This is a genomic window from Parviterribacter multiflagellatus, assembly GCF_056863265.1.
Genome location: NZ_JBXPIZ010000004.1, coordinates 139,306 through 151,368, shown reverse-complemented (window position 1 = coordinate 151,368; position 12,063 = coordinate 139,306). Strand labels below are relative to the sequence as shown.

The window sequence follows — 12,063 nt, the reverse complement described above, 5'->3', positions numbered from 1 at the left end:
GCGGATGAACTTCCGCCCGATGCACATCACCCGGAGGTTCCCCACGCTGGCGCTCGCCGCCGGCGTCCTGCTCGCGACCGCGGCCCCTGCCGCGGTCGCGGCCGTCGGTGACCGCGGCCACGACCGCGTGCCGACGCTCACCGGCCGCGCCGTCCTGCCGGCGGAGTCGCAGACGACCGGCTCGCAGCCGGCGCCCGCGCCGTTCCCCAAGCAGCCGCTCGGCGGCTTCTCGGCGCTGATCGAGGCGCCCGCCGGCCGCGGCCTCTACGCCATGCCGGACAACGGCTACGGCACGAAGGCCAACTCGGCCGAGTTCCTGCTCCGCGTCTACCGCGTCGACCCGCGCTTCGAGACCGCGCGCGGCGGCGCCGGCGACGTGCGCGTGCTCGACACGATCCAGCTGCGCGACCCCGAGGGCAACATCCCGTTCCCGATCACGACCGAGGGCACCGACGAGCGGCTGCTGACCGGCGCGGACTTCGACGTCGAGTCGCTGCGGATCGGCGCCGACGGCACGCTGTGGTTCGGCGACGAGTTCGGCCCGTACCTCCTGCACACCGACGCGCAGGGGCGGGTTCTCGAGGCGCCGATCGCGCTGCCGAAGGTGCGCGCGCAGGAGAACGCCTACCGCGGCACGCTGCCGGTCACGCTGCCCAGCTCGGGCGGCTTCGAGGGGATGGCGATCTCGCGCGACGGGCGCTACCTGTACCCGTCGATCGAGCAGGCGCTGCTGGCCGAGCAGGACAAGCGCCGCCGCCACATCTACGAGTTCGACGTCCGCGAGCGGCGCTACACCGGCCGCCGGTGGACGTACCTGATGGAGCGTCCCGACGCGGCGATCGGCGACCTGACGCGGCTGGACGACGGGTCGTTCGCGATCATCGAGCGCGACAACGCGCAGGGGCCGGCGGCGCAGCTCAAGAAGGTCTTCCGGTTCGCGCTCGGGCGGCCGGGCGACGCGCCGGTGGCGAAGACGGAGCTGGTCGACCTGCTCGACGTCGCCGACCCGACCGGCATCTCGCTCCCCGCCCGGGAGGGCGACTTCGGCCTCGGCGACCCGTTCAAGTTCCCGTTCTTGACCGTCGAGTCGGTGCTGCCGCTCGGCCACGGCCAGCTCGCGCTGGTGAACGACACGAACTTCGGCTCGACCGGCCGCAACGCCGGGCGGCCCGACGACTCGGAGTTCATCGTCGTGGACGTGCCCGCCCTGCGCGGCGGGCGCCGCTAGCCCACGTCGCGGCGCCTGAGCGCGGCCAGCCCCGCCGCGCTCAGCGCCGCCGCCACGGCGGTCAGGGCGAGCAGCGCGCCCGGGTCGCCCTCGGCCGCGGGCAGCAACGGCACGTGGTCGAACGGGCTCAGGTCGAGCACCCAGTCCGGCAGGTCGAGCAGCGGCCCGAAGATGCCGGCCGCGAACGCCGCGCCCAGCAGACCCCACGCCGCGGAGGCCGCGCGCGGGAGCGCCCCGACCAGCAGCAGCGTCAGGCCGGCGAACACCCACACGGCGGGCACCCACGCCAGGCCGGCGCCGAACGAGACCCAGATGCGGCCCGCGTCGCCGGCCACGATCGCGTCCGTCACGCCGGTCCCCAGCCCGCCCGCGCCGAGCACGAGCACCGTGCCGCCGAGCGCGAACGCGAGCTGCCCCGCCGCCCATCGCGTGCGGCCGAGCGCGGTGGCGAGCAGCACCTCCGCGCGGCCCTCGCGCTCCTCCGTCCGCAGCCGCAGCACCGCGGCGATCGCGAACGCCGCGCCGACCATGCCGAGCGACTGGAGCGAGATCGCCAGGTAGTTGTCGACCGCGCTGCCGCCCGCGCGCCCGACGAGGTCGTCGACCGCCTGCGAGTCGCCGAGCACGCTGTCGGCGTCCTGCGCGATCGAGCCGATCGACGCGCCGCTCAGCAGCAGCCCGAGCGACCAGCCGTACAGCCCCGCGCGGCCGAGCCGCAGCGGAAGCCCGGTCGCCGTCGTGACCCACCGCGCGGCGTGCGGCGGGCCCGGCCGCTCGGCGAGGACGCCCGCGCCGTCGTCACGGCCGGCGACCAGCCGCAGCCCGGCGGCGATCAGCACCGCGGCGGCGCCGAGCAGGAGGAGCAGCGGCCACCACCGCTCCCCCGCGAACGGGCGCATCGCCTGGCCCCAGCCGATCGGCGAGAGCCACGAGAGCGTCCCGTCGCCCACGTCGCCGGCGGCGCGCAGGACGTACGAGAAGCCGACCGCGGCGCCGAGCAGCCCCCACGCGCCGGAGGTCGTCTGGCTCACCTGCGCCGCTACCAGCGCCAGGCCCGCGTAGGTCAGCCCGACCGCGCCGAGCGAGACGCCGAACGCGACGCTGCCGGCGACGTCGAGGTCCTGGCTGAGCATCGCGAGCGTGAGCACGAGGGCGAGCAGGACGTTCGCAGCGACCGCGAGGAGCAGGCCCGCGACGGTCGGCGCGGCCCGTCCGACGGGGTTGGAGCGCACGAGCTCGCTGCGGCCCGACTGCTCCTCCGCCCGGGTGTGGCGACCGACGATCGCCATCGACATCAGCGCCGCCGCGACGCCGCCGAGCCCGCCGAGCTGCCAGGCGACGTCGCCGCCGACGTTCGTCACCGCGTGCGCCGGCCCGACGAGCGCGACCATGCCGGGGTTGCCGGCGACCGTCGCGGCGTACTCGTCCCGCTCGGCCTGCGTGGAGTACAGCTCCTCGCTCTGCACCGCGGTGACGAGCGCGAACAGCGCGAACAGCCCGACGTAGACCGGGATGCGGAGCCGCTCGCGGCGGCCCGCGAACCGGAGCAGCGGCCCGAGCCCGGCGAGCGTCACGCTCACGACGTGCCGTCGTAGTGGCGCAGGAACAGCTCCTCCAGCGTCGGCGGGCGGCTGGTGAGGCTCTCGATCCCCGCGCCCGCGAGCGTCGTCAGCGTCTCCTCCAGCGCGTCGGCGTCGACGTCGAACCGCGCCCGCGTGCCCTCGAGCTGGAGGTCGTGGACGCCGGCGAGCCGCTGCAGCGTCCCGTCGACCGATCGCTCGGTGCGCACGTCGATCGACGTGCGGTGCAGGTGGCGCAGGTCGTCGAGCGCGCCGCTCTCCACCGTCTTGCCCTCGCGGATGATCGTCACCCGGTCGCACAGCGCCTCGACCTCAGCGAGGATGTGGCTGGAGAGCAGCACGGTGCGGCCCTCGTCACGCAGGGCGCGGATGTGCTCCTGGAAGACGCTCTCCATCAGCGGGTCCAGGCCGGACGTCGGCTCGTCGAGCACGAGCAGCTCGACATCCGCCGCGAGCGCCGCGACCAGCGCGACCTTCTGCCGGTTGCCCTTCGAGTACGTGCGCGCCTTCTTCGTCGGGTCGAGCTTGAACCGCTCCAGCAGCTCGTCCCGGCGCTCTGGGTCGACACCGCCGCGCAGCCGCCCGAGCAGGTCGATCGCCTCGCCGCCGGTCAGCGTCGGCCACAGGTTCACGTCGCCGGGGACGTACGCGAGCCGCCGGTGCAGCGCGACCGCGTCCCGCCACGGGTCGCCGCCCAGCAGCCGCGTCTCGCCGCCGCTCGCGCGCAGGAGCCCGAGGAGCACGCGGATCGTCGTCGACTTCCCGGCGCCGTTGGGGCCGAGGAAGCCGTGCACCTCGCCGGTCGCCACGTCGAGGTCGAGGCCGTCGAGCGCGCGGAAGCTGCCGAACTGCTTGACCAGGCCGCGGATGGCGATGGCGCTGCTCATGCCCTCCACCGTACACAAGATTCATGAATTCCTGAAACGTGTGAAGCCGCAGCTAGACTGCGGCCCATCACGGACGACCGCGGCCGCATCGTCGAGCGCCTGGCCGGGCTGCTCACCGATGCGGGCATGCAGCGCATGCCCGCGCGCGTCTTCGCATGCCTGATGGCCGACGACGAGGAGGCGCTCACCGCCGCGGAGCTGGCCGAGCGGCTGCAGGTGAGCCCGGCGGCGATCTCCGGCGCGGTGCGGTCGCTGACCGCGGGCGGGCTCGTGCTGCGGGAGCGACGGCCGGGCGAGCGGCGGGACCGGTTCCGCCTCGGCGACGACCTGTGGTCGGAGATGTACGGCGGGCGGATCGCGCTGCTGCGCCGCTGGGGGCCGGTGTTCGCGCAGGCTGCCGAGGTGCTCGGCCCGGACACGCGCGGCGGCCGGCGGATGGCCGAGAGCGAGGCGTTCTTCGCCTACCTCGTGCGCGAGTTCCCGCCGCTCATGGACGGCTGGCGCGCCGAGCGCAAGCGGCTCGGCCTGGGCTAGACGACCAGCGAGCCGTAGAACACGAACGCGACCCCGCCGTACACGCGCTGGTCGATCTCGTGGAGGTGCTCGAGCACGTGCTCGCGGATCTCGCTCGGGTCGCACTGGACGACCACGAGGCCGCCGGGCGCGAGCCACTCGGGACGCGCGTCGAGCGTGAGCACCGCGCGGTCCCACATCGCCTTCCACTGCGGCGGCGCGACGAAGACGATGTCGTAGGGCTCAGGCGTTCCGCGCTGGAGGACCGCGAACGCGTCGCCCTGGACGACCTCCGCGCGGTCCGCGACGCGTGCCTTGGCGAGGTTGTGCTCGAGGTCGGCGAGCGCGCGGCGATCGAGCTCGACGCACAGCGCGTGCGCGGCGCCGCGCGAGAGCGCCTCGATCGCCACGCCGCCCGTCCCGGCGAACAGGTCGAGGAACCGCGCGCCCTGCAGGCGCGGCATGAGGATCGAGAACAGCGCCTCCTTGCCGCGGTCGGAGATCGGCCGCGTGCCGTCCGAGGAGGGCGCGCGGAGCTGGGTGCCCTTGGCGGTGCCGGCGATGACGCGCATGGGCCTCAGCATGACGAACGACGCCTGTGCGGTGACGCGATCGTTTCTGTTCGCTTGTGATCGAGAACGCGCCAATCAGGTTGCGATTCGCGCAAAAGGGGACATAGGGTCCCGCTCCGCGCCCGTCCGCGGGGGATGGGCAGGGGACACAAGGAGACGATCGTGGGTCGATCCGAGGACCGTGCGGGCGAGGCCCGCCGGCACGAGCTGACGCGCCGTGGCTTCCTGGCGCTGACCGCCGCGTCGGGCGCCAGCGCGCTGGCCGCGTCGCCGACGCCCGCCGGGGCCGTCGCGCGCGCCTGGGGGCCGAGCGCCGGGTTCGCCGGGAAGTTCGCCGCGCCGCCGCGCCCGGTCCAGGCCAAGTTCCGCTGGTGGTGGCCGCACGGCCTCGTCGACCCGGCCGAGATCGCCCGCGAGATCGACCAGATCGCCGACGCGGGCTTCGGCGGCGTCGAGATCCAGGACGTCCACCACAGCGTCGGCTCCGGCCACGACCTCGATCCCGCCGGCCACGGCTGGGGCACCGGGCCGTGGCTCACCGCCGTCGAGACCGCGCTCGCCCAGGCCCGCCGGCGCGGCGTCGTCGTGGACATCGCGGTCGGCCCGTCCTGGCCGGCGGCCGTCCCGACGATCACGCCCGACGACGAGGCCGCGGTGCAGGAGCTCGCGCACGGCCTGAAGCTCCTCGCCGCCGGCGAGACGCACAGCGGCCCGCTCCCCCACGCGGTCGTCGAGCCCAGCGCCGGCGTCACCGACCAGCGCCTGCTCGCCGTCCAGGCCGCGCGCGTCGTCACGCTCTCCACCAACCCGCGCACGCCGTCGGTGCTCGACCGCGCCTCGCTCGTCGACCTCACCGGCGACGTGCAGGACGGCGCGCTCACGTGGACCGCGCCGGACGAGGGCCAGTGGGCGCTCATCTCCTACTGGGAGCGCGGCAGCGGCCAGCAGCCCGAGGCCGGCCCGCACTCGGTCCCCGAGCCGTACGTCATCGACCACTTCAGCCGCGCCGGCACGCAGGCGGTCATCGACGCGTGGGAGTCGATGATCCTCACGCCCCGCATCCGCCGCCTGCTCCGCGACGCCGGGGGCGCGCTGTTCGAGGACTCGCTGGAGCTGGAGACCGAGGCGACGCTGTGGACCCCGGTCCTCCCCGAGGCGTTCGAGCGCCAGCGCGGCTACTCGCTCCTGCCCTACCTGCCGGTGCTGCTGGAGGTCAACGAGCGACCGGTCTTCGACTTCGACGCCGACACCACCCGCCGCGTGCGCCGCGACGTGTGGGAGACGCTGAGCCAGCTCTACCTCGACGAGCACGTCGTCCCACTCCGCGACTGGGCGCACGGCCTCGGGCTGCAGCTGCGCATCCAGCCGTACGGCCTCGAGACCGACGCGATCGCCGCCGCCGCGACGATGGACATCCCGGAGGGCGAGTCGCTCGGGTTCAAGAACCTCGAGGACTTCCGCTGCCTGGCCGGCGGCCGCGACATGGGCGGCCGGCGCATCCTCTCCAACGAGGCCGGCGCGACCGCCGGCGGCGCCTACGCGACGACGTGGCAGGCGCTCGTGACGAAGCTCGTCACGCAGTACTCGGCCGGCGTCAACCAGGCGGTGCTGCACGGCTTCTCGTACGCGTCGGCGCCCGGCGCGGCGTGGCCCGGGTTCGCGGCCTTCACGCCGTACGGCGGCCGGATGGGCTACGGCGAGTCGTGGGGCCCGCGCCAGCCGACGTGGGAGCACACCGAGGACGTCGCCGGCTACCTCGCGCGCACGCAGCTCGTGCTCCAGACCGGCACGAACCGGATCGACGTCGCGACGCTCCGCCAGAAGGGCTACGCGGGCTCGGGCTTCGGCGCGCCGTGGTTCGAGAAGGAGGGCGTGCCGCTCGGGTGGACGCACCAGATCCTCAGCGAGCGCCTGCTCCACCTGCCGCTCGCGCGGGTCGCGAGCGGCCGCCTGGCGCCGGACGGCCCGGCGTACAAGGCGCTCGTGTTCGAGGGCGACGCGTTCTCCTCGCGCGCCACCGAGCTGCAGGTGAGCACGGTCGAGAAGCTGCTCACGTTCGCGCGCGCCGGCCTGCCGATCGTCGTCGTGGGGAACTGGTCGGCGCCGAAGGTCCCGGGCCTCCCCAAGCCGGGCGAGAACGAGCGGCTCGCCGCGCTGATGGCCGAGCTGCTCGCCCAGCCGACCGTCCGCAACGTCCCCGACCGGCCCGACATCCCGACCGGCCTCGCCGCGCTGGGCATCGCACGGGACGTCGAGCACGAGCGCTCGACGCTCCTCAACGCCCACCGCCAGGACGGGCGGACCGACCTGTACTTCCTCGCCAACGGCTCGGCCACCGCGCCGCTCGACCAGCTCGTGACGCTGAAGGCGGCGGGCGGCCGCGGCGCGGTGCCGTTCCGCGTGGACGCGTGGACCGGGAAGGTGGAGCCGCTCGCGCTGTTCGACCGCCCGGCGCCCGACCGCATCCGCGTCCGGGTCACGCTCGCCCCGGGCCAGACGACGGTCGTCGCGCTCGCCGCGCCGGGCTGGGCGGGCCGGGGCGCCGCGCCGGGTTGGCTGCGCCCGGGCGCCGCGACGAGCACCGAGGCGGACGCGGTGCGCGCGACCGCGCGGGGGCTCGTCATCCGCGACACCACGCCCGGCACGTACGCCACGACCCTGCACAACGGCCGCACCGTCCGCGGGAAGATCGCCGACGTCCCGGCGCCGATCCCGCTGACCCGCTGGGAGCTCGAGGTCGAGGACTGGCAGCCGGGCGCGACGCCGACCGAGACGCGCAAGCCGCGCCGCCGCCTGACGCTCGACGGGCTGAAGGCGTGGAAGGACGTGCCCGGCCTCGAGGACGTCTCGGGCGTCGGCCGCTACCGCGCGACCGTCGACCTCCGAGAGCCCTGGTCGGGCGGATTCGGCGCGATGCTCGAGCTGGGCGAGGTGTTCGACACCTACCGCGTGAAGGTCAACGGCCGCGCGCTGCCGCCCGCCGACCTCGTCGCCCCGACGGTGGACGTCGGCCCGTACCTGCGCCGTGGCCGCAACGTGATCGAGGTCGAGGTGGCGACCACGCTCCTCAACCGCCTGCGGGTCACCGACCCGACGGTGTACGGCGTCGCGGCGCGGCAGGCCTACGGGCTCGTCGGCCCCGTCCGCCTGGTGCCCTACGGGGAGGCGCCCGCCGCCGGCCGGTGACGTTTCACGCGCGCAGCACGGTGCGCGCACGGCGAGCGAGGAGGGTCGGCCCATGCCCGATCCCGCCACCCTCCTCCTCTTCGCCGCCTCCACCCTCGCGCTGCTCGCGATCCCCGGCCCGTCCGTGCTCTACGTCGTCGGCCGCACGCTCGAGCACGGCCGCACCGCCGGGCTCGTCTCGGTCGCGGGGATCGAGACCGGCGCGCTGCTCCACGTCGGCGCCGCCGCCGCGGGCCTGTCCGCGCTCCTCGCCTCGTCGCCCGCCGCGATCCACCTCGTCCGCGCGGCGGGCGGGGCGTACCTCGTCTGGCTCGGCGTCCGCGCCGTCCGCCGCCATCGTGCTGCCGCGGCCGACGCCACCGCCGCCCGACGACGCGGGCCCGCCTCCCACCGCGCGCTGTTCCGCGAGGGCGTGCTGGTCGACGTGCTCAACCCCAAGACCGCGCTCTTCTTCCTCGCGTTCCTCCCCGGCTTCGTCGAGCCCGGCCACGGCCCGGTCGCCGCGCAGATCGCGGTGCTCGGCCTGTGCTTCGTCGCGCTGGCGGCGCTGAGCGACGGCGCGTACGCGATCGCCGCAGCCCGGCTGCGCAGCCGTCTGCGGAGCGCCGTCGCCGGGCACCGCCTGGCCTACGGGAGCGCCGCGATCTACGTCGCGCTGGGCGTCGTGGCGTTGGCCGGAGCCTGACCGCGCGCGGCGGCGAGGCCCTGCTCGGCCCGCGCGATCCAGGGCGTCGCGTCCATCGCGCGGGCGCGGGCGAGCGCCTGCTCCCAGAAGCGCGCGGCGTCCTCCCGCTCCCCCGCCGCGTCGCACAGGACCGCGAGCCAGTGCGCGCCCGTGCTCCACAGCGCGCCGCCGGCGCCGAGCAGGACGCCGTGGTGGGCGTACGGCTCCAGCGCGGTCCGCAGCTCGCGCGCCGTGCGGGCGTCGCCGAGCAGCGCCACGGCCTGCGCGGAGAAGATCATCCCGGGCAGCCAGTTCGCGTCGCGCGGCAGGTGCTCGGGGATCGGGGCGATCGACGCGAGCGTCGCGCGCGCCGCGTCGCGGTCGCCGGCGACCGCCTCGCAGTACGCGACCGCGGCACGCCACGCGGGGATGGCCGGGTACTGGTCGGCGTTCGCGCGCAGCGGGTCGACGAGGTGCTCCAGGCCGCCGTGCTCCTGCGCCATCGAGAGGAGGTGGACGCCGACGAACTGCAGCGCGTCGGCGCCGCCGCGCGTCTGCCCGTGCGCGAGCACCGCCTGCGAGTGCTGCTGGGCGTCCTCGTAGCGGCCCTCCAGCAGCGCCCACAGCGCGCCGAAGACCGCGACGTACATCTGCTCGTACGGCTGGCGCAGCTGCTCGGCGGCCTCCGCGTGGCGGCGGGTCTCCTCGCGAGCGCGGTCGATCTCGCCCGCCTCCAGCAGCGCGACCACGAGCCAGCGGCGGGCGAGCGCCCCCAGCTCCGGCCGCGCCTCGCGCTCGGCCAGCTGGCCCAGCTCGACCGCGGCCTGCACCCGCTCGGTCAGCCCGTCGGGATGCCAGGTCGCGTACAGCCGCGCCTCCAGCGCCGCCGCCAGCGCGGGCCCGTCGCTCCACGCGCGCGCGTGCGTGAGCGCCTCGCCCGTGAGCGCCTGCATGCGCTCAGGCTGGCGGGCGAAGTAGAGCGCGATCGCGAGCCGCGCCTGGACGCGGGCGCGCAGCGCGCCGTGCTGGCGGTCGACCGAGGCGAGCGCCTCCTCCAGCAGCGCCACGGCCTCCTCGTCGACCTCGCCGAAGCTCCGCCACGACGGGCCGGCGACCCCCAGCGCGGCGGCGCTGAGGGCGCGGCCGTCCCCGGTCTTGCGCGCGAGCTTGGCGGCGGCGACGAACGCGGCGCGGGCCGCCGGCGTCTCCTCCGCGCGGGCGCGCGCCTCGCCGAGCAGCAGGAGCAGGTCGATGCGGCGGCGCGGCTCGTCGGCCTTCGCGGCGTCGAGCGCCTCCAGCGCCCGCTCGGCGTGGTTCGCCGCCTCGTCGTAGGCGAGCTGGTCGAGCGCCTCGGCCGCCGCGCGCGCCGAGTAGTCGGCGACGCGCCCGAGCTCGCCCGCGGCCGCGACCCAGAAGTGGTGCGCCAGCTCCCCGTAGGGCACCTGGCCCGCGTCGCAGCGCAGCTCCTCCAGCGCCTGCCCGATGCGCAGGTGCAGCCGGGCGCGGCGGGTGAGGCTGAGGTCGTCGTACAGGGTCGCGCGGATCAGGGCGTGGAGGAACGAGTAGCGGCCGACGCCGACCTCCTCGATGACCTGCGCGGCGACCGCCTCGTCGAGCCGCGCGATGAGCGCGTCCTGGTCGTCGGCGCTGATGCGCGCGAGCACGTCGAAGTCGAAGTCGCGGCCGATGACGGACGCGGCGCTCAGCAGCTCCAGCACCGGCGCCGACAGCCACGCCAGCCGGCGGCCGACCGCCTCCCGCACGCCCTGCGGCACCCCGCCGCCGGGCTGGTTGCGGAGGACCTCCTCGACGAAGAACGGGTTGCCCTCGGTCTCCTGGTGCAGCGCCGCGACGAACGCGGCGTCGGCGGCCTCGTCGCCCCGGCGGCGCGCGACCATCTCGGCGACCGCCGGCTTCTCGAGCCCGGTGACGTCGATCTCGGCGAACAGGTGCTCGCGGCGCAGGTCGGCCAGCGCGGCGGCGAGCGGCCCGTCCGGGTCGGCCTCGATCGCGCGGTAGGTGCCGACGACGAGGACGCACGCGGTGGGCTTGGCGCGGACGACGTGGCGCAGGAGCAGGAGCGTCGAGCGGTCGGCCCAGTGGAGGTCGTCGAGGATGACCAGCGTCGGGCGCTCCGTCGACAGCTCCTCCAGGAGGCTGGCGAGCGCGTCGAACAGGCGCCACCGCTCGGTGTCGGGCTCGGCCTGCAGCGGCTGCGGGAGGTCGGGGACGCGGCGGCGCAGCTCGGGCGCCAGGCGCGCCAGCTCGGGGCCGACGCCGGCGGCCAGCCGCTGCATGGTCGCGTCGCTCGCGTGGGTCACCGCGTGCGACGCGATCTGCACCCACGGCTCGTACGGGACGATCCCCTCCTCGTCGGCACGGCCGTAGAGGACGGTCGCGCCCTGGGCCGCGGCGCGCCGGCCGGCCTCGCGCGCGAGCGTCGTCTTGCCGATGCCCGGATCGCCCGCCAGCAGCACGAGCCGCGCCGTCCCGCCACACGCGTCGGCCCACGCGGCCTCGATCCGCTGCAGCTCGGCGTCGCGGCCGACCACGGGGGCGCGCTCGGCGAGGAGCGGGCCGGGGAGCGGGAGCGGCGTGCCGTCCTGGTCCGGGGCCGGGCGGGCGTCGGGGGTGGGCGTGCGCGGCGGGGCGCCGCCGGCCGCCGCGGGACCACCGACCGCGCCCTCCGCCCGCAGCGCGTCGAGCAGCGCGCGGGTCTCCGGCGCGGGCGCCATCGCGAGGTCGCGCCGCAGCCGCGCCTCCAGCGCGCGGTACGCCGTGACCGCCGCCGCGCGGTCGCCCGACGCGGCCAGCCGCCGCATCAGCGCGCGGTGGACCTCCTCGGACAGCGGCTCCAGCTCGGCCTGCCGGCGGGTGTGGTCGAGCGCCTCGCCCAGGTCGCCGCGCTCCTCCGCCTCCGCGGCGAGCCGGCCGTGGAGGGTCAGCAGCTCACGCCGGTGCGCCTCGCGGAGCGGGAGGATCCACTCGTCGTCCAGGCCGGCGAGCAACTCGCCACGGACGAGCTCCAGCGCCTGCGGGACGTCGCCTGCGCGCAGCCGCGCCTCCAGCTCGTCGGCGTCGATCCACACGCCGTCGCCGCGGCGCAGGCCGACGCGGTCGCGGGTGGCGATCAGCGCGTCCGCGGCCGGGCCGAGCGAGCGGCGCAGCTCCGCGATCGCCCCGCGCAGGCTCGTGCGCGCGCTCGTCTCCAGCACGTCCGGCCAGAAGCGGCCGGCGACCTCCGAGCGCGGATGCTCACCCGGGTGCAGCGCGAGCCAGGCCAGCAGCGAACGCGCCCGCCGGCTCGCGGGCAGCGCCGCGCGCGCCCCGTCGACTTCGAGGCGGAGGTCTCCGAGAAGCGCGATGCGCAGCACGTCCGCGCGACCCTACCTGCGCGCGCGGGCGCCGTCGAGAGCCGCTCGACAGCCATGCG

The 12,063-nt window shown here is 76.1% G+C and carries 8 protein-coding genes; 4 read left to right on the top strand and 4 right to left on the bottom strand.

Annotated elements, in window-relative coordinates; all coding sequences use genetic code 11:
* The first annotated feature begins 19 nt into the window (after nt 1-19).
* On the top strand, nt 20-1,228 hold the full coding sequence (locus tag AC1UE5_RS10095; RefSeq protein WP_482922750.1) for an esterase-like activity of phytase family protein: 1,209 nt from the start codon (nt 20-22) through the stop codon (nt 1,226-1,228).
* On the opposite strand, the gene AC1UE5_RS10090 is transcribed toward AC1UE5_RS10095, so the two are convergent.
* Nucleotides 1,225-2,808, bottom strand: coding sequence for an ABC transporter permease (locus AC1UE5_RS10090; protein WP_482922748.1), 1,584 nt, complete (start codon nt 2,806-2,808; stop codon nt 1,225-1,227). The two genes, AC1UE5_RS10095 and AC1UE5_RS10090, sit on opposite strands and share 4 nt — an antisense overlap.
* On the bottom strand, nt 2,805-3,695 hold the full coding sequence (locus AC1UE5_RS10085) for an ABC transporter ATP-binding protein (RefSeq protein WP_482922746.1): 891 nt from the start codon (nt 3,693-3,695) through the stop codon (nt 2,805-2,807). The genes AC1UE5_RS10090 and AC1UE5_RS10085 overlap by 4 nt, the downstream gene beginning before the upstream one ends.
* A gap of 126 nt (nt 3,696-3,821) precedes the next feature.
* Between AC1UE5_RS10085 and AC1UE5_RS10080 the strand changes: the two genes are divergently transcribed.
* Entirely contained in the window at nt 3,822-4,229 is a 408-nt protein-coding gene (locus AC1UE5_RS10080) for a GbsR/MarR family transcriptional regulator (RefSeq protein WP_482922744.1), read from the top strand.
* On the opposite strand, the gene rsmD is transcribed toward AC1UE5_RS10080, so the two are convergent.
* A complete protein-coding gene (gene rsmD / locus AC1UE5_RS10075) occupies nt 4,226-4,780 on the bottom strand; it encodes a 16S rRNA (guanine(966)-N(2))-methyltransferase RsmD (RefSeq protein ID WP_482922742.1) in 555 nt (184 codons plus the stop codon). The genes AC1UE5_RS10080 and rsmD overlap by 4 nt on opposite strands.
* A gap of 162 nt (nt 4,781-4,942) precedes the next feature.
* Between rsmD and AC1UE5_RS10070 the strand changes: the two genes are divergently transcribed.
* Nucleotides 4,943-7,966, top strand: coding sequence for a glycosyl hydrolase (locus tag AC1UE5_RS10070; protein WP_482922740.1), 3,024 nt, complete (start codon nt 4,943-4,945; stop codon nt 7,964-7,966).
* A gap of 52 nt (nt 7,967-8,018) precedes the next feature.
* Entirely contained in the window at nt 8,019-8,651 is a 633-nt protein-coding gene (locus tag AC1UE5_RS10065) for a LysE family translocator (protein ID WP_482922738.1), read from the top strand.
* Here AC1UE5_RS10065 and AC1UE5_RS10060 read toward each other — a convergent pair.
* Nucleotides 8,612-12,004 (bottom strand): ATP-binding protein, encoded by a 3,393-nt coding sequence (locus AC1UE5_RS10060; protein WP_482922736.1) that lies wholly within the window; start codon nt 12,002-12,004, stop codon nt 8,612-8,614. The genes AC1UE5_RS10065 and AC1UE5_RS10060 overlap by 40 nt on opposite strands.
* Between the last annotated feature and the right edge of the window lie 59 nt (nt 12,005-12,063).